At 73.1% G+C, this 20,153-nt stretch carries 18 protein-coding genes; 8 read left to right on the top strand and 10 right to left on the bottom strand.

Features of this window, described 5'->3' with window-relative positions:
• Nucleotides 1-2 precede the first annotated feature (2 nt).
• The 6 genes from AB0C04_RS04985 to deoC form a co-directional block, all read right to left on the bottom strand.
• The gene (locus tag AB0C04_RS04985; RefSeq protein ID WP_357048390.1) at nucleotides 3-1,250 is read right to left on the bottom strand and encodes a cytochrome ubiquinol oxidase subunit I; all 1,248 of its coding nucleotides are present in this window, start codon (nucleotides 1,248-1,250) and stop codon (nucleotides 3-5) included.
• Between the two features lie 130 nt (nucleotides 1,251-1,380).
• Nucleotides 1,381-2,286 (bottom strand): M56 family metallopeptidase, encoded by a 906-nt coding sequence (locus AB0C04_RS04990; protein WP_357048393.1) that lies wholly within the window; start codon nucleotides 2,284-2,286, stop codon nucleotides 1,381-1,383.
• Nucleotides 2,287-2,296: 10 nt separating this feature from the next.
• Nucleotides 2,297-2,749: a BlaI/MecI/CopY family transcriptional regulator gene (locus tag AB0C04_RS04995; protein WP_357048396.1), complete on the bottom strand. Its 453-nt coding sequence runs from the start codon at nucleotides 2,747-2,749 to the stop codon at nucleotides 2,297-2,299.
• 174 nt (nucleotides 2,750-2,923) lie between these two features.
• Nucleotides 2,924-3,748 (bottom strand): aldehyde dehydrogenase family protein, encoded by an 825-nt coding sequence (locus AB0C04_RS05000; protein ID WP_357048399.1) that lies wholly within the window; start codon nucleotides 3,746-3,748, stop codon nucleotides 2,924-2,926.
• Nucleotides 3,741-5,171, bottom strand: coding sequence for an aldehyde dehydrogenase family protein (locus AB0C04_RS05005; RefSeq protein WP_357048402.1), 1,431 nt, complete (start codon nucleotides 5,169-5,171; stop codon nucleotides 3,741-3,743). Before AB0C04_RS05005 ends, AB0C04_RS05000 begins: the two co-directional genes overlap by 8 nt.
• A 5-nt stretch (nucleotides 5,172-5,176) precedes the next feature.
• Complete coding sequence (deoC, locus tag AB0C04_RS05010) at nucleotides 5,177-6,136, bottom strand: deoxyribose-phosphate aldolase (RefSeq protein ID WP_350867409.1); 960 nt, start codon at nucleotides 6,134-6,136, stop codon at nucleotides 5,177-5,179.
• A 144-nt stretch (nucleotides 6,137-6,280) separates the two neighbouring features.
• Between deoC and upp the strand changes: the two genes are divergently transcribed.
• The gene (upp, locus tag AB0C04_RS05015; RefSeq protein WP_350867407.1) at nucleotides 6,281-6,913 is read left to right on the top strand and encodes a uracil phosphoribosyltransferase; all 633 of its coding nucleotides are present in this window, start codon (nucleotides 6,281-6,283) and stop codon (nucleotides 6,911-6,913) included.
• Nucleotides 6,914-6,975: 62 nt separating this feature from the next.
• Complete coding sequence (locus tag AB0C04_RS05020) at nucleotides 6,976-7,653, top strand: GPP34 family phosphoprotein (protein WP_357048406.1); 678 nt, start codon at nucleotides 6,976-6,978, stop codon at nucleotides 7,651-7,653.
• A gap of 77 nt (nucleotides 7,654-7,730) precedes the next feature.
• Here AB0C04_RS05020 and AB0C04_RS05025 read toward each other — a convergent pair whose 3' ends face one another.
• Complete coding sequence (locus tag AB0C04_RS05025; RefSeq protein WP_357048409.1) at nucleotides 7,731-9,398, bottom strand: phospho-sugar mutase; 1,668 nt, start codon at nucleotides 9,396-9,398, stop codon at nucleotides 7,731-7,733.
• Nucleotides 9,399-9,446: 48 nt separating this feature from the next.
• A complete protein-coding gene (locus tag AB0C04_RS05030) occupies nucleotides 9,447-11,501 on the bottom strand; it encodes a serine/threonine-protein kinase (RefSeq protein WP_357048412.1) in 2,055 nt (684 codons plus the stop codon).
• Between the two features lie 205 nt (nucleotides 11,502-11,706).
• Here AB0C04_RS05030 and AB0C04_RS05035 point away from each other — a divergent pair, with 205 nt between their 5' ends.
• Together AB0C04_RS05035 and AB0C04_RS05040 are read left to right on the top strand one after the other, a co-directional pair.
• Nucleotides 11,707-13,290 (top strand): methylmalonyl-CoA mutase family protein, encoded by a 1,584-nt coding sequence (locus AB0C04_RS05035; RefSeq protein WP_357048415.1) that lies wholly within the window; start codon nucleotides 11,707-11,709, stop codon nucleotides 13,288-13,290.
• Nucleotides 13,291-13,861: 571 nt separating this feature from the next.
• Nucleotides 13,862-15,121 (top strand): amidohydrolase, encoded by a 1,260-nt coding sequence (locus AB0C04_RS05040; protein WP_357048418.1) that lies wholly within the window; start codon nucleotides 13,862-13,864, stop codon nucleotides 15,119-15,121.
• On the opposite strand, the gene AB0C04_RS05045 is transcribed toward AB0C04_RS05040, so the two are convergent.
• On the bottom strand, nucleotides 15,078-16,007 hold the full coding sequence (locus AB0C04_RS05045; protein WP_357048421.1) for a DUF4349 domain-containing protein: 930 nt from the start codon (nucleotides 16,005-16,007) through the stop codon (nucleotides 15,078-15,080). The two genes, AB0C04_RS05040 and AB0C04_RS05045, sit on opposite strands and share 44 nt — an antisense overlap.
• 113 nt (nucleotides 16,008-16,120) lie before the next feature.
• On the opposite strand from AB0C04_RS05045, the gene AB0C04_RS05050 reads away from it, so the two are divergent.
• The 4 genes from AB0C04_RS05050 (at nucleotide 16,121) to AB0C04_RS05065 (ending at nucleotide 19,606) form a co-directional block, all read left to right on the top strand.
• Nucleotides 16,121-16,747: an MBL fold metallo-hydrolase gene (locus AB0C04_RS05050; protein WP_357048424.1), complete on the top strand. Its 627-nt coding sequence runs from the start codon at nucleotides 16,121-16,123 to the stop codon at nucleotides 16,745-16,747.
• Between the two features lie 4 nt (nucleotides 16,748-16,751).
• On the top strand, nucleotides 16,752-17,735 hold the full coding sequence (locus tag AB0C04_RS05055; protein ID WP_357048427.1) for a hypothetical protein: 984 nt from the start codon (nucleotides 16,752-16,754) through the stop codon (nucleotides 17,733-17,735).
• A 64-nt stretch (nucleotides 17,736-17,799) separates the two neighbouring features.
• On the top strand, nucleotides 17,800-18,561 hold the full coding sequence (locus AB0C04_RS05060) for a hypothetical protein (RefSeq protein WP_357048430.1): 762 nt from the start codon (nucleotides 17,800-17,802) through the stop codon (nucleotides 18,559-18,561).
• Between the two features lie 73 nt (nucleotides 18,562-18,634).
• Complete coding sequence (locus AB0C04_RS05065) at nucleotides 18,635-19,606, top strand: GNAT family N-acetyltransferase (RefSeq protein ID WP_357048433.1); 972 nt, start codon at nucleotides 18,635-18,637, stop codon at nucleotides 19,604-19,606.
• 72 nt (nucleotides 19,607-19,678) lie between these two features.
• On the opposite strand, the gene AB0C04_RS05070 is transcribed toward AB0C04_RS05065, so the two are convergent.
• Nucleotides 19,679-20,134, bottom strand: a complete 456-nt coding sequence (locus AB0C04_RS05070) for a gamma-glutamylcyclotransferase (RefSeq protein WP_350867388.1) — start codon at nucleotides 20,132-20,134, stop codon at nucleotides 19,679-19,681.
• Between the last annotated feature and the right edge of the window lie 19 nt (nucleotides 20,135-20,153).

The following is a 20,153-nucleotide window of genomic DNA, read 5'->3' on the forward strand; positions in this document are numbered from 1 at the left end:
TCCTAGGCGAGGGCGGGTGTGGGGGCGAGGTCGGCGGGCTCTCCCGGCGGCCGACCGAGGGCCGGGTCGTGGGCGCCGCGCGCGGCGTGCCGGGCGAGCAGCACCCAGTTGGTAACGGCGAGAGTGCCGAGCAGCAGGCTGAATCCGATCAGCGAGGTGAGCATCACCGGTGCGCCGACCGGGGAGACCGCCTGGTCGACCGGGAGCAGTCCGTACGCGACCCAGGGCTGGCGGCCGACCTCCCGGGAGATCCAGCCGAGGATCACCGCGACGAAGGGCACCGGCAGGGCGAGCAGCAGCAGCCAGAGCGGGAAGCGCAGGCGGATGATCCAATCGCGCCAGATCAGCGGCACCAACAGCCAGAGCAGGCCGAGGCCGAAGCCGATCAGGATCATGAAGCCGAGCCCGACGCTGGCCAGCACCGGTGGGGTGTAGTCGCCGGGGCCGAACCGCGTGGTCCACTCGGCGACCAGCGCGTCGGCCTCGGGGCCGGCGCCGAACTTGGTCGGCTGCACGGCGCCGACCGGGCCGAACTGGGCGAAGCCGAAGCCCTGCACCAGGGTGACGGCCAGTGCCGCGGTGACCAGGCCGATCCGCAGTGAGGTACGGAAGAGCGCGTGGTCGGCGGTGCGCCGGATCAGGTGCCAGGCGCTCACCGCTGCCATCAGCATCCCGCCGACCAGCAGGGACGCCGAGACCACGTGGCCGAACGCCATGCCAAGGCTGGGGTTGGTGAGCAGCGCCCCGAAGTCGGTGAGGTGGGCGACGCCGTCGCGCAGTTCGTAGCCGACCGGGTTCTGCAGCCAGGAGTTGGCCACCATGATCCAGAACGCCGACGCGTACGCGGTCAGCGCGACGCCGTAGAGCAGCGCGAGGTGCACTCCGCGCCGCATCCGGTGCCACCCGAAGATCCACATGCCGAGGAACGTGGACTCCAGGAAGAAGGCGACCAGGGTCTCGATCGCGAGCGGGGCCCCGAAGACGTTGCCGACGTAGCGCGACAGCCCGCTCCAGTTCAGCCCGAACTGGAACTCCATCACGATGCCGGTGGCGATGCCGAGCACGTAGTTGATCACGTAGAGCTGGCCCCAGAACCGGGTCAGCCGTTCGAACTTCTGGTTGCCGGTGATCACCCACGCGGTCTGCAGTCCGACCAGCAGGGTGACCAGGCCGAGCGTGACCGCAACGAAGAGAAAGTGGATCGATGTGGTGGCGGCGAACTGCAGTCGGGCGATGAGCAGGGTGTCCATAGCCGGCTCTCCAACGGTTGGCTCGCTTGTCGTAGCGAGCCTACACGTAGATTCTCTACGCATAACTACTACGTCGCGTCGTAGACAATGTTACGACAAGACGTAGTAGTTGTGGGGGAGGTGTCGCGGGTCAGCTCAGGAAGAGCGAGACGGGCAGCGCGACCAGGGTGGAAGCCACGGCCAGCGCGGTGGCGCCGATCAGGCGGGGTGGCCGGTCGGCGACCAGCAGCCGCTGCACCCGGACGTCCAGATCCCGGTCGCCGATGCCGAGGGCGCCAACCGGGGTGATCCGGTGGCCGGCCGCGGCGAACCGACGCAGCGCGCCGGCCAGCGGCGCCTCGGCGTGCAGCTCGCGGGCCTTGTCGTCGGCGCGCATCTCGACCAGCAGCGCGACCCGCTCATGCGCCCGCCGGACCCAGCCGAACCAGGGCAGCGCCCGGCAGAGCGCGGTGAACGGCAGCAGCACCAGGTCGTGCCGCTCCTCGGCGTGTGCCCGCTCATGGGTGAGCACGGCGGCCAGCTCGGCCCGGTCCAGCAGGCTCAGCGTCCCGGCGCTCACCACCACCCGCGGCTTCACGCCGGGCAGGCAGTACGCCGCGGCGCTCGGGTGGTCGAGCACCAGCGCGCCGGGCGCGGCGGGGTCGTCCCGGGCCACCAGGGTGAGCAGCTCCCGGTGCCGGCGCTGCGCGCGGACCGCGCCGTGGATGCTGCGCACCGTGGTGGTCAGCAGCACCGCGCCGATGCCGAAGCCGAAGCTGACCCCGGCCAGGTGCAGCACCCCCAGCCCGGCGGGGAGACGGTCGTGCAGCAGATCGTCGAAGAGGGAGACCAGGGCGGTGCCGGTGGGCTGGTCGTACCCGGCCAGCCCGAGCGCCATCGGCAGGCCCATGGCGGAGAGCCCGAGCGCCAGACCGACCGCCTGCCAGCAGACGATGGCCACCCGTGGGCTGCGCCACGTCCAGGTGGACCGGGCGAGCACCTGCGCGGTCAGCCAGCAGGCCAGGACGGTCAGGGCGAAGTGCAGGGCGTACGCCATGGCAGCCGCCCTACCGGTCCGCTGCCTCGTCGGCGGGGGCCGGGCGGGTGACCGGCGGATCGATCTGATCGGTGAGCGCGTCCTCGGCCGGCCTGGCGCCGGCGGCCTCGGCGGAGAGCGCGGCGCGCAGCACCTCGGCCTCCGTGCCGGTCACCGAGCGGGCGAAGCGCACCAGCGCCGCGTCCCGGCTGCCGCCCAGGTCGAGCGCGTCGAGCATGAGCTGGGCGATGTGCCCCTCGCGGGTGCCCGCGGCGCGGTAGCGCCAGGCCCGGCCCTCCCGTTCGCGCTGCACCATGCCCTTGCCGGCCAGCCGGTCCAGCACGGTCATCACCGTGGTGTAGGCCAGCTCCCGGCCGGCCAGCGCGTCGGCCACCTCCCGCACGGTGACGCCGTCCGACGTGCCCGGGACCGAGTCCCAGAGCACGTCCATCACCGCACGTTCGAGATCACCAAGCCGAGTCACGCCACAATCCTACCCCCGGTAGTAGATCCCTCCCACGGCAGCACACCCGAGCTGACCCCCGGCGCGGACCTGGCCCACGTCAGGTTTTCCGGGGCGCCCCGCCCGCGCACGGATCAAGCCTGACCGCCCGGAGCGGGCGGGGCTCCCCGGAAAACCCCAAGGCCGGGACGAGACTCACACCCCCTTGGGATGCCAGACCGTCTTCGTCTCCAGCAGGGTGGTCATCCGGGCGACGCCCGGGTCGGCGAACCAGTCGTGGTCCGCCGGGGCCGGCCGGAGCACCCGCTTGAGGTTCTCGGCGGCCTTGACCTCCAGGTCGGCGCCGAGTTCGGCGTCGGCGACCCCGGTCAGGTCGATCGCGTTGACGTCCATGTGGCTGGCCAGCGTCGGCACCGTCTCGGAGATCCGGCCGGTGAGCAGGTTCACCACGCCACCGGGCAGATCCGAGGTGGCCAGCACCTCGGCCAGGGTGACCGCCGCGAGGGGCTGCGCCGGTGACGCGGCCACCACGACGGTGTTGCCGGTCACGATCGCCGGGGCGACCACACTGACCAGGCCGAGCAGCGCCGGCTGCTCCGGGGCCACCACGGCCACCACGCCGGTCGGCTCCGGCGCCGAGATGTTGAAGTACGGGCCGGCCACCGGGTTCGCCCCGCCGTACACCTGGGCGAGCTTGTCGGACCAGCCGGCGTACCAGACCCAGCGGTCGATCGCCGCGTCCACCTCGTCGGCCGGGACACCGAGGGCGACGAACTGCTCGCGCCGGCCCTCCAGCATCTCCGCGACCCGGTAGAGGATCTGACCCCGGTTGTACGCGGTCGCCCCGGCCCAGCCCTTCACAGCGGCGCGGGCGGCGACCACGGCGTCCCGCGCGTCCTTGCGGGAGGCAAGAGAGACGTTGGAGTCCTGCACGAGATACGACCGTCCCGACTCGCTGCGCGGGAACTTCCCGCCGATGAAGAGCTTGTACGTCTTGCGTACCGCGACCCGCTCAGACATTGAGGTAGCCCTCCAGCCCGTGCCGGCCGCCCTCGCGACCGTAGCCCGACTCCTTGTAGCCGCCGAACGGCGAGGTGGGGTCGAACTTGTTGAACGTGTTGGCCCAGACGACGCCGGCGCGCAGTCGGTCGGCCATCCACAGGATCCGGGAACCCTTGTCGGTCCAGATCCCGGCGGACAGCCCGTACGGCGTGTTGTTCGCCTTCTCCACCGCCTCGGCCGGGGTGCGGAAGGTGAGCACCGAGAGCACCGGGCCGAAGATCTCCTCCCGGGCGATCCGGTGCGCCTGGGTGACCCCGGTGAAGATGGTCGGGGCGAACCAGAAGCCCCGGTCGGGCAGCTCGCACGGCGGCGACCAGCGCTCCGCGCCCTCGGCCGAGCCCGCGTCGGAGAGTTCGCGGATCCGGGCCAGCTGGGCCGCCGAGTTGATCGCGCCGATGTCGGTGTTCTTGTCCAGCGGGTCGCCGAGCCGCAGCTGGGCCATCCGCCGCTTGAGCGACTCCAGCACCCGGTCGGCGACGTTCTCCTGGATCAGCAGCCGGGAGCCGGCGCAGCAGACGTGCCCCTGGTTGAAGAAGATCCCGTTGACGATGCCCTCGACCGCCTGGTCGATCGGCGCGTCGTCGAAGACGATGTTGGCCGCCTTGCCGCCCAGCTCCAGGGTGAGCTTCTTACGGGTGCCGGCGACCGAGCGGGCGATGGCCCGGCCGACCTCCGTCGACCCGGTGAAGGCGACCTTGTCGACCCCCGGGTGCTCGACCAGCGCCCGGCCGGTCTCGCCCGCGCCGGTGACGATGTTGACCACACCGGCCGGCAGCTCGGCCTGCTGGCAGATCTCGGCGAAGAGCAGCGCGGTCAGCGGGGTGGTCTCGGCCGGCTTCAGCACCACCGTGTTACCGGCGGCGAGCGCCGGGGCGATCTTCCAGGCCAGCATCAGCAGCGGGAAGTTCCACGGGATGACCTGCGCCGCCACGCCGAGCGGCCGGGGGTTGGCGCCGAACCCGGCGTGCTCCAGCTTGTCGGCCCAGCCGGCGTAGTAGAAGAAGTGCGCGGCGACCAGCGGCAGGTCGACGTCCCGGGACTCCTTGATCGGCTTGCCGTTGTCCAGCGACTCCAGCACGGCCAGCTCGCGGGAGCGCTCCTGAATGATCCGGGCGATCCGGAACAGGTACTTGGCCCGGTCGCGGCCCGGCATCGGGCCCCAGACCTTCTCGTACGCCGCCCGGGCGGCCTTGACCGCGCGGTCCACGTCCTGGGCGCCGCCCTCGGCGACCTCGGCCAGCACCTCCTCGGAGGCGGGGTTGACCGACTTGAAGCTGCCGCCGTCGGTCGGGTCGACGAACTTTCCGTCGATGAAGAGCCCGTAGGAGGGCTTGATGTCCACCACCGAGCGGGACTCGGGGGCGGGGGCGTATTCGAACATCGGGCTCAGTCCAGGGTGAAGTAGTCGGGGCCGGCGTAGACGCCGGTCGTCAGCTTGGTGCGCTGCATCAGCAGGTCATTGAGGAGGCTGGAGGCGCCGAAGCGGAACCAGTCCGGGTCCAGCCAGTCCGCGCCGACCGTCTCGTTGACCATCACCAGGTACTTGATCGCGTCCTTGGTGTTCTTGATGCCGCCGGCCGGCTTCACGCCGACCTGCCGGCCGGTGGCGGCGCGGAAGTCGCGCACCGCCTCCAGCATCACCAGGGTCACCGGCGGGGTGGCGGCCACCGGAACCTTGCCGGTGGAGGTCTTGATGAAGTCGCCGCCGGCGAGCATGGCCAGCCAGGAGGCGCGCCGCACGTTGTCGTACGTGGCCAGCTCGCCGGTCTCCAGGATCACCTTCAGGTGCGCGTCGCCGCAGGCCTCCTTGGTGGCGACGATCTCGTCGTACACCTCGGAGTAGCGGCCGGCCAGGAAGGCACCGCGGTTGATCACCATGTCGATCTCGTCGGCGCCGGCCGCGACGGCCGCCCGGGTGTCGGCGAGCTTGACGTCGAGCGGCGCCTGCCCGGACGGGAAGGCGGTGGCCACGCTGGCCAGGTGCACCTTGCTGCCGCGCAGCACCTCGGCCACGTACGGGACCATCGCCGGGTAGACGCAGACCGCGCCGACGTGCGGGCAGGACGGGTCGGCCGGGTCCGGGCGCAGCGCCTTGGCGGCCAGCGCCCGCACCTTGCCCGGGGTGTCGGCCCCTTCGAGGGTGGTGAGGTCGACCATCCGGATCGCCAGGTCGATCGCCTGGGCCTTGGCGGTGGTCTTGATGGAGCGGGTGCCGAGCTGTGCCGCCCGCTGCTCCGCGCCCACCTGGTCCACGCCGGGCAGGCCGTGCAGGAAGGTCCGCAGAGCGGTCTCGGATCGTCCCAGCTCGGAGAGGTCCGACCGGGCCGACGTCGCTGTCGCCGTCATGCCAGGAAGTCTACGCATCCACCGGCTGAGTGATCTTGGTCACTGCCGTCCCGTCGGGCTCCCCGCAGGCGTCGGGAGTGAGCGGCGTCGCCCGTCCGCCCGCGACCGCGTATCGGCCCGCTGCGTTCGGTAGGTTGAGCGATCGTGGACGTACACGTCATTGACCACCCGCTGGCCCAGTCCCGGTTGACTGCCATGCGGGACGAGCGCACCGACTCCTCCTCGTTCCGGGCGGCGCTGCACGAACTGACCACCATGCTGGTGTACGAGGCGGCGCGCTCCTTCCCGGTCGAGCGGTACCCGGTGCAGACCCCGGTCACCAGCACCGAGGGCACCCGGCTGGCGAACCCGCCGCTGCTGGTGCCGGTGCTGCGCGCCGGCCTCGGCATGGCCGACGCCGCGCTGGGCCTGCTGCCGGAGTCCTCGATGGGCTTCGTCGGCCTGGCCCGGGACGAGGAGACGTACGAGCCGCGCGCCTACATGGAGTCGCTGCCCCGGGACCTGGCCGGCCTGCCGGTGCTGGTGCTCGACCCGATGCTCGCCACCGGTGGTTCGCTGGAGCACTGCTGCCGGCTGCTCGCCGACCGCGGCTGCACCGACATCACGGTGCTCTGCGTGCTGGCCGCGCCGGTCGGCATCGAGCGGCTGGAGCGCTCCGGACTGCCGCTGCGCCTGGTCACGGCGTCGATCGACCAGGACCTCAACGACCGGATGTTCATCGTCCCCGGGCTCGGTGACGCGGGCGACCGCCAGTTCGGCGGGATGCCCCGCTTCTGACGTCGGCCCGACCCTCGGCGAGTTCGTGCGCGGGGTGCGCGCAGCGGCTACCGTTCCGGGCCATGACTGGTGTTGCGCTCGCCGAGGAGTTGCTGCTTCTCGCGTACGACGACGAAACCGGCAAGGCGACCATGCCGCGGATCAGCCTCGATCTGGGCATGGCCGCCGCGGTGCTGATCGAGCTGGCCCTCGCCGGTCGGATCGCGTACGCCGACGGAAACCTGGCCGCGGTCGACCCGACACCCACCGGCGAACCGATCGCCGACGCGGTCCTCGCCAGGATCGCCAGCGACACCCCGCACACCCCCGCCTCCTGGGTGCAGCGGCTGCGGCACGGCCTGCGTGACCGGATCCTCGGCGACCTGTGCACCCAGGGCGTGGTGCGGGACGTGGACGAGACCGAGCTGGGCTTCATTCACGTGCACCGCTACCCGGTCGTGGACACCTCGGTGGAGGCGGACACCCGCCGCCGGCTGGCCGAGGCGCTCACCGGCGGGCTGGTCCCCGACGAGCGGACGGCCGCGCTGGCCACCCTGGTCGCGGTGCTGCGGATGGAGTCCGCGCTCGGCGTGGACGGGCAGACCGCCGAGGAGGCCCGCCAGCGGCTGGCGGAGATCGCCACCGGCGCCGGGTTCTCCGGCGACGTGAGCCTGGACGACTCCGTGGTCCGCCCCTCGGTGGGCCTGGTCGTCGCCGCCCTCGCCCAGGCGGTCGACCACGCCCTCGGCCCCCGCCGCTAGTCGCACCCGCTGCTGTTGATCAAGAGGTTCGCGTCAGGATTCGCGGCTTGCCTGACGCAAACCTCTTGATCAACGCGTCAGATGCCGAGGGCGGTGGCGATTTCTGAGCGGAGGGCGGCCACGGACTGGGTGGCGCGGTCGCGGGCGGCGCCGACCTCGCCTTCCGCGACCGGCTCCACCACCTCCAGGTACGCCTTGAGCTTCGGTTCGGTGCCGGACGGACGGATCACCACCCGGGCCGCGTCGGTGCGCAGGATCACCACGTCCGACTCGGGGAGCAGGTCCTCGGTCGCGGTGACCGGGTGCCCGAGCAGCGTGGTCGGGGTGGCCGCCCGGATCCGGGCCATCGCGTCGGCGATCTCCCGCAGGTCGTCCACCCGCACCGAGAGCTGGTCGGTGTGGTGCACGCCGAACTCGGCCGCCAGCTCGTCCAACCGGTCGGTGAGGGTGCGCCCCTGTGCCTTGAGCCCGGCGGCCAGCTCGGCCACGGTCAGCGCGGCGGTGATGCCGTCCTTGTCCCGCACGTGGTCGGGGGCGACGCAGTAGCCGAGCGCCTCCTCGTAGCCGAAGACCAGCGGCGCCGAGCCCCCGCCGGCCCGCACGATCCACTTGAACCCGGTCAACGTCTCGTCGTAGGGCAGGCCCCGGGCGGCGCACATCGCCCGCAGCAGCGACGACGACACGATCGTGGTGGCGTAGAGGCCGGTCACGCCGCGACGCATCAGGTGGTCGGCGAGGAGCACGCCCACCTCGTCGCCGCGCAGCATCCGCCAGCCGGTGACCGCGTCCCGCACGGCGACCGCGCAGCGGTCCGCGTCCGGGTCGTTCGCGATGGCGATGTCGGCCGCGGTGGCGTCGGCGAGCGCCACCAACTTGTCCACCGCACCGGGCTCCTCCGGGTTGGGAAAGGAGACCGTGGGGAAGGCCGGGTCCGGCTCGGCCTGCTCGGGCACCACCCCGGGCACTGGGAAGCCGGCCCGGGCGAAGGCGGCGGTGAGCACCGCCGCGCCCACCCCGTGCAGCGGGGTGTACGCCACCGACAGCTCCCGCGACCCGTCCGGTGCGATCACCGCGGTGGCCCGCTCCACGTAGGAGGCCACCAGATCGTCGCCGAGCACCTGGCCGGGCGGGCCGAGCGGCACCTCGGTCAGCGGGCCGACCGCCCGGATCGCGGCCTCGATGCCGGCGTCCGCCGGCGGCACGATCTGCGCCCCCGCGCCCAGCTCGCCGCCGAGCTCGGCACCGAGGTAGACCTTGTAGCCGTTGTCCTGTGGCGGGTTGTGGCTGGCGGTGACCATCACTCCGGCCACCGCGCCGAGGCGCCGGACGGCGTACGCGAGCACCGGGGTCGGCAGCGGTCGGGGCAGCAGCAGTGCCGGTCGCCCCGTCCCGGTGGCCACCTGGGCGGTCCGCTCGGCGAACTCGCGGGAGCCGTAGCGCGCGTCGTACCCGATCACCAGCGGGCCGGTGCCGCCCTGGGCGGCGAGCCAGCCGACCAGCCCGGCGGCGGCCTGGGTGACCACCGCGAGGTTCATCCCGTTCGGGCCGGCCCGCAGGGGGCCGCGCAGCCCGGCGGTGCCGAAGGTCAGCGGGCCGGCGAAGCGGTCGGCCAGCTCCGGGGCGCTCGCCGGCAGCCGGTCGAGCACCGCCCGCAGCTCCGCCCGGCTGGCCGGGTCCGGGTCGTCGTCGAGCCAGCGTCGGGCTTGCTCGCGAATGTCGTCGATGTCAGTGGTTTCCGCCGGCATGCCTCTTGATAGCACGCCGGCGGATCACCGCTGACGGTTCCCTCCGGCTCAGCCCGCGGCGGTGAGCTGGAACGTGCGCACCATCTCGTCGAAGATCGGCTTGCTCTCCGCGAACTTCGCCTCGGTCGAGCTGAGGTAGAACGAGTAGATCTTTCCGCCGCTGACCACGCCCCGCCAGACGCCGTGCCGTCTGGTGTCGCCCTCGCCGCAGGTGTACTCGAACTCGGCGGCCGCCTTGCCAGCCAGCTCCTGCTCCGTCATCGAGAGCTGGGTGTACGGCTTGGGGCAGGACTTCGCCTTCTTCAGCCCGCCCTCGGCGATCTCGGCCCAGCGCATCGAGCTGCTGCCGCCGAAGTTCTCGGTGAGGATGCGCACCTTGCGCCCGGAGTCCTCCGGGTCGACGTAGTCGATGTAGAGACCGCCGGTCGCCCGCTCCCAACCCTTGGGCACCATCACCTGGACGCCGCGGGCGGAGTGCTCCTGCATCTCGACGCCGGGGCCGGCGGGTGCGGTGGCCGTTGGCTGGGCCTGCGGCGCCGGGGGTGCCGGGTCGTCGCCGCTGGACAGGGCGATCACCCCGATGAGCAGCAGCACGGCGACCCCACCGGCCGCGGCGAGCTGGACCTTGCGCGGCCAGCCCTTGACGGTGCCGACCAGCTCTCCGCCCATCCGGCGGGCCCGGTCGAGCGGCTTGCCACCCGCGCCGGGCGGGTTGGCCGGCGCGGCCCAGGGCTGGCCGGTGCCCGGCACCGACCACTGGCCGCCGCCGTAGGTGCCCCCCACCCGCTGGGTGGCGTCGGACCCGCCCGCGTAGGGGACGGCCTGGGTGGCGTCCGGTCGGGCGCCCCAGGTGACCCGCTGGGTGGCGTCCGGGTGGGCGCCGGCGTCCACCCGCTGGGTGGCGTCGGCGCCACCGTAGGTGCGGCCGGTCGCCGGGCGGCCCGGCGTCGGCATCGCGCCGGTGGGCGTGTGCAGCGGACCGGCCAGCGCGTCGGCGCTGGTCTCGTCGAGCGCGGCGGCGTCGGCGGCGGCAGGCTTCGGCCGCTCGCCCCGGCGCAGCTCGGCCAGCCGGTCGGTCAGCGACTCACCGGGGCCGAGCATCGCCCGCCCGCCGATCTGGCCGCTGGGCTTGGGCTCCGGCTGGGCCGGCGGAGGGGGCGAGACCGGGCGCTGCACGGGCACCACGGCGTACGGGTCGGTCACCGAGTGCACGGCGGTGGCGGTGCTGCCCAGCGGGCCGGCCAGCAGCTCGCGGAGCATGGCCCGGGAGGTGTGCACGTCGAGCCGGCGGCTCGGGTCCTTCTCCAGAAGGCCCATCAGCACCCGGGTCAGCGGGCCGCTGCGCTGCGGCGGGGCGGGCGGGTCCTCGACCACCGCGTGCATGGTCTCGATCGGGTCGCCCTTGTCGAACGGGGGGCGCCCCTCGACCGCCGTGTAGAGCGTCACACCGAGCGAGAAGAGGTCGCTGGGCGGGCCGAACTCCTGGCCCATGGCCCGCTCGGGGGAGATGAAGTGCGGCGAGCCGAGCACCATCCCGGGCGTGGTGAGCTGCACGTCGGTGGGCATCCGGGCCACCCCGAAGTCGGTCAGCACGCAGCGGCCGTCGGAGCAGATCAGCACGTTGGCCGGCTTGACGTCGCGGTGCAGCACGCCGATCGCGTGCGCCACCTCCAGCGCGCCGAGCAGGGCGATGCCGATCTTGGCCACCGCGCGCGGCGCGACCGGGCCGTCCTCGATCACCATGTCGGCGAGGCTGCGGGCGTCCAGCAGCTCCATCACGATCCACGGTCGGCCACCCTCGGTGACCACGTCGTACACCTGCACCACCGCCGGGTGCTGGATCGCCGCGGCGGCCCGGGCCTCGCGGAGCGTGCGCTCGTACATCGCGTCACGGTCGCTGGGGGCCAGCCCCGGGGGGAGGACGACCTCCTTGACCGCCACGTCCCGCCGCAGCAGGGTGTCTGTGGCACGCCAGACCGTACCCATGCCGCCGTTGCCCACCGAGGAGCGCAGCGAGTAGCGACCACCGATGGTGGTGCCGGGTGCCGCGCGCCCGTTGGGAGGACTGGCAGGTCCGCCGCTCCAGGTCGGGATCTGAGTCACAGAAGAGCCACCGGGGGATATCGAGGGGGCTGGGACACAACCCCCCTATCTTGCTGGTTCCGACGCCCGATGCGAAAGCCGACGCGTCGGACGTTTATCGAAGTCCACGTTCCGTACCCGACTGTTCACCTCAGGTCGACCTTCGTGGACGCAGTGTGCGGTATCCCTCACCCGGTCCGGCCGCCCGGCGTCCTACCATCCGGTAATGAGCGAACGGCGGTCAAGCGAGTCCGGTTTCCCGATCAAGGGCGTCTACACGGCGGCCGACCTCCCGGCGGAACTGGACTCCCGGCTGGGCGGCCCCGGCGAGTTCCCGTACACCCGCGGGGTCTACCCCACCATGTACACCTCCCGCCCGTGGACCATGCGTCAGTACGCCGGCTTCGGCACCGCCACCGAGTCGAACGCGCGCTACCACCAGCTGCTGCGGGCCGGCACGATGGGCCTCTCGGTCGCCTTCGACCTGCCGACCCAGATGGGCTACGACTCCGACGACCCGATCGCGCACGGCGAGGTGGGCAAGGTGGGGGTGGCCATCGACTCCATCGAGGACATGCGGCTGCTCTTCGACGGCATCCCGCTGGACAAGGTCTCGACCTCGATGACCATCAACGCGCCCGGCTCGGTGCTGCTCCTGCTCTACCAACTGGTGGCGGAGGAGAACGGCGTCCCCGGCTCGGCGTTGAACGGGACCATCCAGAACGACATCCTCAAGGAGTACATCGCCCGGGGCACGTACATCTTCCCGCCGAAGCCCTCGCTGCGGCTGGTCGCGGACACCTTCGGCTACTGCCGCGCCGAGGTGCCGAAGTGGAACACCATCTCCATCTCCGGCTACCACATGGCCGAGGCCGGGGCGTCCCCCGCTCAGGAGATCGCGTTCACCCTGGCCAACGGGGTGGAGTACGTCCGGGCCGCGCTCGCCGCCGGGCTCGCGGTGGACGACTTCGCCCCCCGGCTGTCGTTCTTCTTCGTGGCCCGGACGACGCTGATCGAGGAGGTCGCCAAGTTCCGGGCGGCCCGGCGGATCTGGGCCCGGCTGATGCGCGACGACTTCGGCGCGAAGGATCCGAAGTCGATGATGCTGCGGTTCCACACCCAGACCGCGGGGGTGCAGCTCACCGCCCAGCAGCCCGAGGTGAACCTGGTCCGGGTCGCGGTGCAGGGGCTCGCCGCGGTGCTCGGCGGCACCCAGTCGCTGCACACCAACAGCTTCGACGAGGCGATCGCGCTGCCGACCGAGAAGGCGGCCCGACTGGCGCTGCGTACCCAGCAGGTGCTGGCGTACGAGACCGACCTGACGGCCACCGTCGACCCGTTCGCCGGCTCGTACGTGGTCGAGGCGATGACGGCCGAGCTGGAGGCGGCGGCGATCGAGCTGATGGACCGGGTCGCCGACCACGGTTCGGCGGTGGACGCGATCGAGGCCGGGTTCCAGAAGCGGGAGATCGAGCAGTCCGCGTACCGGATCGCCCAGGAGATCGACTCTGGCGAGCGGGTGGTGGTCGGGCTGAACCGGTTCCGGATCGACGACGAGGAGCCCTACGAGCCGCTTCGGGTCGACCCGGCGATCGAGGCGGCGCAGGCGGAGCGCCTGGCCCAGCTGCGGCGTAGCCGGGACGCCGGCGCGGTTGAGCGGGCCCTCGCCGAGCTGCGTGCCGCCGCCGACGGCACCGAGAACGTGCTCTACCCGATGAAGGACGCGCTGCGGGCCCGGGCCACGGTCGGCGAGGTCTGCGGGACGCTGCGCGAGGCGTGGGGCCTCTACCGGCCCACCGACCGGTTCTGAGTCGGCGCACCGCAACCCGGCACCGGTTCCCGGTGCCGGGTTGCTGTCGTGTTTCCGCTGGTCAGGTGCGTGATGATCGGGTTCGTCGAGCGCTACAGTCGAAGACAGTTCCCCGGCTGGTGCGGCGTGGCCCCGACCGGCGTGGTGTGTGCCCACGAGGTTTGCGGGTACCCCGACCCGGTGAACGGGGACGGACACCCTGTGCGGTCTTCCCGCACCGGTGCATGTGAGCGTCGGTAGCCGTTCGTTGCGGAGAGTGGTCGGCTAATTGCCGGAGTGTCGGTTCATCAGACCGACTAATGCGACAATTCGCAACGAGAGGCCCAGTACGGACGCTCGATTTCGTGACCGCTGAATCGGTTACGCGTTGTAGGAGGTGAGACGGCGGATGACGGCGTTCGAACGCGATCTACCTGCTGTCCCGCCGATCCCCGAGCGCTCTCAGCAGGGCATTCGTGACGCTGCGCGGTCCGATCACTACCGTAACGAGGTTGCGCAGCGTCACCGGCGGAGGTCTAGGCTGTCTGCTGTTCCCGATGATCCATCCATCTCTAGTGATCGAGAATTCGACGTGACGAGTGCGATGATGTTGCCGACCGGCAGCCAGTTGGCGTCGCCCTGGCCGGAGGCGCCATCCGGGTCCCACCCCCTGCCGTTCGAGCTGGACAACCTGCTCGCGCTACGGGTACCCGGCCTCATCGCCACCCGTCGTCACATCCACGCGCACCCGGAACTCTCCGGCAGCGAGTTCGCCACGGCCACGCTGATCGCCCGGGAACTCTCGCTGGCCGGGCTGAACCCCCGGATGCTGCCCAAGGGCAACGGCGTGCTCTGCGACATCAACGGCCGCCCCGACGGTCCGGTGATCGCCCTGCGCGCGGACATCGACGCGCTGCCGCTGACCGACGTCAAGGACGTCCCCTACCGCTCCACCGTGGACGGCGTCTGCCACGCCTGCGGCCACGACGTGCACACCTCGGTCATGCTCGGCGTCGGCATGCTGCTGGGTCAGCTCGCCGCCCTCGGCGAGCTGGACGGCCGGGTCCGGCTGATCTTCCAGCCGGCCGAGGAGATCCTGCCCTGCGGCTCGCTGGAGGTCATCGAGGCCGGCGGCCTGGACGACGTGGTGCAGATCTTCGCGCTGCACTGCGACCCCAACCTCCCGGTGGGCCAGATCGGCCTGCGGGTCGGCCCGATCACCGCCGCCGCGGACAACGTCACCGTCCGGCTGACCGGGCCCGGCGGGCACACCGCGCGCCCGCACCTCACCGTCGACCTGGTCGACGCGCTCGGCCGGCTGGTCACCGAGGTGCCCGCGCTGGTCAGCCGCCGGGTACCGGCCAACAGCGGGCTGCTGCTGGTCTTCGGCCACGCGTCGGCCGGCACCCGCTACAACGTCATTCCCTCCGAGGCGTGCGCGGCCGGCACCCTGCGGGTGATGGACCGCGACACCTGGGAGCTGGCGCCGAAGATCGTCGCTCAGGTGGTGCGGGACGTGATCGCCCCGACCGGCGCGACCGTCGACCTGGAGTACCTGCGCGGCCGGCCGCCGGTCAGCAACGACTCGCGGGCCATTCAGGTTCTCACCGCCGCCACCACTGCCGCCCTCGGCCCGGAGGGCGTCGCGGAGACCCCGCAGAGCATGGGTGGCGAGGACTTCTCCTGGTACCTGGAGTACGTCCCCGGCGCGCTGGCCCGGCTGGGCGTCGGCCGGTCCGGGCCCAACGTCGACCTGCACCGCGCCTCGTTCGACGTCGACGAGCGGGCCATCCCGGCCGGCGTCCGGGTCATGGTGCAGACCGCGCTGCGGGCACTGGCGGCGGCGCGCTGACCGCTGCCGCGGGCCGACGACGACGCCGCCGGCGCAGCACCACGAGCAGCGCCGCCACCGGTACGCCGAAGGCGATCAGCCACGGCAGCACCGCGCCCAGCACGGTCAGCAGGATGGTCATCGAGGCCAGGAAGACCTTCCAGCCGCCGCTCAACCCGACCAGGAAGCCGATCTCGGACTCCTCGTCCGCCGTGCTCACGTCCGGCCCCACCAGGGTCAGCGTGATGGTGGAGAGCGCGGTCAGGTCGGCCAGTCGGCGCTTCTTCGCCTCCAGTGAGGCCAGGTCGGCCTCCCGCCGGGCCAGCTCGCCCTCCAGCGACACCAGATCGGTGATCGTGGTGGCCCGGGCGAGCAGCCGACGGGCGCTCTCCACCCGGGCGCGCTGGCTCGCGATCCGCGCGTCCAGGTCGATGGTCTCCTCGGTGACGTCCTGGGTGTGGATCTCCCGCCGCTCCTGCCGGCCCAGCTTGGCCAGCTCGTCGATCACCGCGGTGAACCTCGCCGCCGGCACCCGAAGCTCCAGCTCCGCCCGGGCGTCCGCGTCGGAGCTGGAGCGCTGGTCACCGCCGACGAAGCCACCCACCGCGGTCACCGCCGTCACCGCGCTGCGGGCGGCGGTGTCCACATCGTCCACCTGGACCAGCATCGTTCCGGTGTAGATGATCGAACGCTGGTCGACGCGCAGGTCGGGTGCGCCCGCCCCGGCCTCGGCCGGCGCGCCGCCGCCCGCCGCGTCGCGGTCCGCCGCTCCGGCCGCCGGCGCCTCGTTCGAGGTCGCCGTGTCATCGCCGGAGCCGCCGGCTCCGCAGCCGCCCAGCACCAGCACCGCCACCAGTCCCAGCGCCGCCAACGGCGCGCCGCGGTGGCGTCGTTCCCGCACGTCCATCCCCGCTCCCCTCTGCTCGCCCGGATGGGCGATACCTCGGACGCGGCGCGCCAGCACGCCGGTTCCGGCAGACTGCGCTGAGGACGTCACGATTCGATAATCGAGGAGTCACGATGCAGCTCACCAAGTACGCCCACTCCTGCCTACGGGTGGAGCACGACGGCGGCGTGCTGGTCATCGATCCCGGGATCTTCAACGACCCGGCGGCGCTCGACGGGGCGGACGCGGTACTGATCACGCACGAGCACCCGGACCACCTGAACGCCGAGGCGATCACCCGCCAGCTCGACCGGCGACCCTTCACGGTGCACGGGCCGGCCTCGCTCGCCGCGCCCCTGGCCGACGCGGCGGAGGTGTTGCAGTCGATCCAGCCCGGTGAGCGGTTCACCGCGGCCGGGGTGGCGATCCGCGCCTACGGCGGGCAGCACGCGGTGATCCACCCGGACATCCCGGTGGTGGCGAACCTGGGCTTCCTGATCAACGACGTGGTCTACCACCCGGGGGACTCGCTGGTCGTGCCGGACCAGCCGGTCGACACGCTCTTCGCGCCCATCCACGCCCCCTGGTCGAAGTTCTCCGAGGTGGTCGACTTCATCCGGGCGGTCGCCCCGCGCCGGGCGTACGCGCTGCACGACGCGCTGCTGAACACGAACGGGCTGGGGGTGCTCGACCGCCAGTACACGGCGCTGTCCCACACCGAGTACCAGCGGCTGGAGCCCGGTACCCGGCTGGACGCCTGACGCGATGGCCGACCCCTCCGCCGAGCTGGTGCGGCAGCTCTACAGCACGCCCCCGGACCGCTTCGTCGCGGCCCGGGACGCGGCGGCCGCCGAGGCCCGGGGCGCGGGTGACCCGGCGGCCGCCCGGCAGATCGCCCGGCTGCGCCGCCCGACCGTGGCCGCCTGGCTGGTGAACCTGCTCGCGATCCGCCGACCCGAGCTGGTCGCCGACCTGGTGCAGCTCGCCGAGGCGTTGCGCACCGCCCAGCGCGAGCTGCGCGGCCCGCGGCTGCGGGAACTCTCCGCGCAGCGGCGGGCGGTGGTCGGCGCGCTCGTCGCCGAGGTGCGCAAGCTCGCCGCCGGGGAGGCCGGCGCCCCGTCGGCCGGGAAGCTGCCGTTGGCCGAGGTGGAGGCGACCCTCAACGCGGCGCTCGCCGACACCGAGGTGGCCGAGCAGATCCAGGCCGGGCGGTTGCTCCGGGCGGCGAGCTACGCCGGCTTCGGCGAGACCCCCCGCCCGCAGCTGCGCCTGGTCACCGGGGGCGACGAGGAGGGCGAGGAAGCGGCGGAGCGCCGGAGCCGGCGGGACACCGGGCGGGCCCCGGCCCAGCGGGCCCCGGGCGGCCGGTCCGCCGACCGGGCCGCGGAACGTGCCGCTCAGGCCGAGCGGGCCGCCCGGGCCGAGCGGGCGCGGCAGCGCCGGGCGCTGGAGCGGGAGCTGACGAAGGCGCGTACCGATCAGCAACGCGCCGAGTCGGAGCTGGCGGACGCGACGGCGGCCGAGCAGGACGGCGCCGCCGCACTCGACGGGATCGAGACCGAGCTGGCCGAGTTGGAGCGGCGGCGGGCGGTCGCCGAGCAGGAGCTGAGCCGGGCCAAGCTGGCCCGGCGGGGGGCGGAGCGGACGCTCACCACGGCCCGGCGGCGCACCGGCGAGGTGGAGGCGGCGGTGGAGGCGCTGGAGGCCGACGAGGGGGCTGCCGGGACGGGCGGTGAAGAGGCAGACTGACCTCGATGGACGGACGTGGGATGCGGGCGGGACCGGCCCGCTCCGGCGCGCGCGGGCAGGCCCGATGACGCCGGAGCAGGTCGCCGCGGCCAGCAAGCCGATGGTGCTCGACCTCGGCGACGCGTTCAGCCGCTGCCCGATCACCCTGCGCCGGGCGCGACTGCTCGGAATCTCCGGCTGGGCCTTCTACGTCAGCGGCCGGGCCGGCGCGCTCGGTGACGTACGCGCCGAGACGGCGGCCGCCGCGCTCGGCTTCATCGCGCCGGACGCGGTGGCCGACGGCTGGGACAACGCGGCCCGCACCGTCCGGCCCTTCGAGGTGGCCGCCGCGACGCTCGCCGAGTGCTGCCGGTGGGGCTCGCAGCACCTGGACAGCGTCCCCGGGGTCGAACGGCTCGCCGGTCTGCTGGAACGCGCGGTCGGCGCGGCCGATGCCAGCGGCATGCCGCTCTTCGCCGCGTGGCGGGCGATGCCGGTGCCGGGCCGGACGGCCGGGGCGCGGGCCGCGGCGGCGCTGCGACTGCTCCGGGAGCACTTCGCCGGCGCCTACCTGCTCGCCGTCCGGGCCAGCGGGATGACGCCGCTGGAGTCGGTGCTGGCCGGGCCGGAGGGGGAGGCGGGCGCGATGGCCTGCGGATGGGCGCCGCCCTACCCGCCGGTCGGGCCGCTGGTCCGCCGCCGGCTCTGGGCCGAGGCGGTGACCGACCGGCTGGCCGTGCCGGCGTTCGCGGCGCTCGGCCCGGTCGACGGCGTCGAGCTGCTCGACCTGCTGACCGCCGCCCGGGCCCAGTCGGGCCCGGTGGCCCGGTCCGGCCCGGCCGCCTGATCGGCGAAGGCCCGCCGTGCGCCGGGCGGTAAATCGGCGGCGCGGCGCGTCGTCCCCTGCCAGGATCGGCCGTGTGACCCTTCCCGCTGGCTGGAGCGCGCGCCGGCCCACCCTCGACGACGTCCCCGCGATCCTCGCCGTGGTGCACGCCGCGGACACCTTCGCCGTCGGTTATCCCGACTTCGACGCCGAGGACGTCGAGGCGGCGCTGACCGGCCCGTACGTCGATCCGGCCCGGGATCACTGGCTGGCCCTGGACCCGGACGGCACGGTGGTCGGCTGGGCCAGCGTCGACAACCCGACCGGCGTCGGGCGGGAGTTCGTGGAGGTCTACGTCGACCCGGAGCAGGGGCACCAGGTACGCGGCCCGCTGCTGGCCCGCCAACTGGACCGGGTCGCCGAGCGGGCCACCGAGCGTGAGCTGCCGGCGCTCACCGTGCGGTGCGCGGTGTTCGAGCCGGAGCGGGACTGGCAGCGCGCCCTGGGCGACGCCGGCTTCGCGCTGGTGAAGCGCTACGTCCGGATGCACCGTTCGCTGGCCGACCTGCCCGCCGAGCCGCCCCCGCCGCCCGGGGTGACGGTCCGCCCGGTCCGCCCCGACGACGAGCTGGACCTGCGGGAGTTCCACCGGATCTTCGACACCGCGTTCCGGGACACCCCCGACTACGAGCCGCTCGGCTACGCCGAGTGGCGCAAGAAGATCACTCAGCACGGCACCACCTGGGACGAGTGGTTCGTCGCCGAGGTGGACGGGGTGGCGGCCGGTGCGCTGCAATCCTCCGACCAGGCGTTGGACCAGAACGAGGGCTTCGTCCGCAGCCTCTCCGTGCTGCCCGCCTTCCGGCGTCGGGGGGTGGGCGCCGCGTTGCTGCGCCGGGCGTTCGCCCGCTACGCGGAGAAGGGCCGCAGCTCGGCCGGCCTCGGGGTCGACCTGGCCAACCCCACCACCCCCCTGTCGCTCTACCGCTCGGTGGGGCTCGCCGAGACCCGGTGGACCGACATGTACGAGCTGGTCGTACCGGCCGCGCCGGGGGCCGGTGTGTGATTGACGACGCTGCCCGGGGTCGGCGGGCGACCCGGCTCGCGGCGGTAGCAGACTGGCAGTGTGCGACAGCCTCTAGGCCGACGCGGTGCCGGTGGGGCGGGACCGCAGCTCGGTGACGTAGTCGTCCGGCGCGCCCGCCTTCTCGGCGGCGGTCGCGATCTCCGAGAGGTACCAGGCGGTCGGCAGGCCACCCTCGTAGCCGTCGAAGACGTAGACCCACGCGGTCACGTCCCCGTCGAGGGTGGAGACCCGGACGTGCAGCTTGCGGTACGTGCCGGCGGTGACGCCCTCGATCTCGTCGAGCTGGGCGGCGTCGTAGGGGTGGATGTCGTAGAGCGCCGCGAAGACCCGGTCACCGGGGGACTCGACCACGGTGCTCACCGCGCCTTCCCAGCCGATCACGTCGGCACCGGCGAAGGTCAGCCGCCAGCCCTCCAGCCAACCGGTGCCCACCATCGGCGAATGCGGGCAGTAGGCGCGCATCCGGGCGGGATCCAGGTTTGAGCCGTAGGCGGCGTGAAGACGCACGGCGATGACGATAGCCCGG

This window comes from Micromonospora sp. NPDC048909 (assembly GCF_040649635.1).
In the GTDB taxonomy this organism is placed as follows: Bacteria; Actinomycetota; Actinomycetes; order Mycobacteriales; family Micromonosporaceae; genus Micromonospora.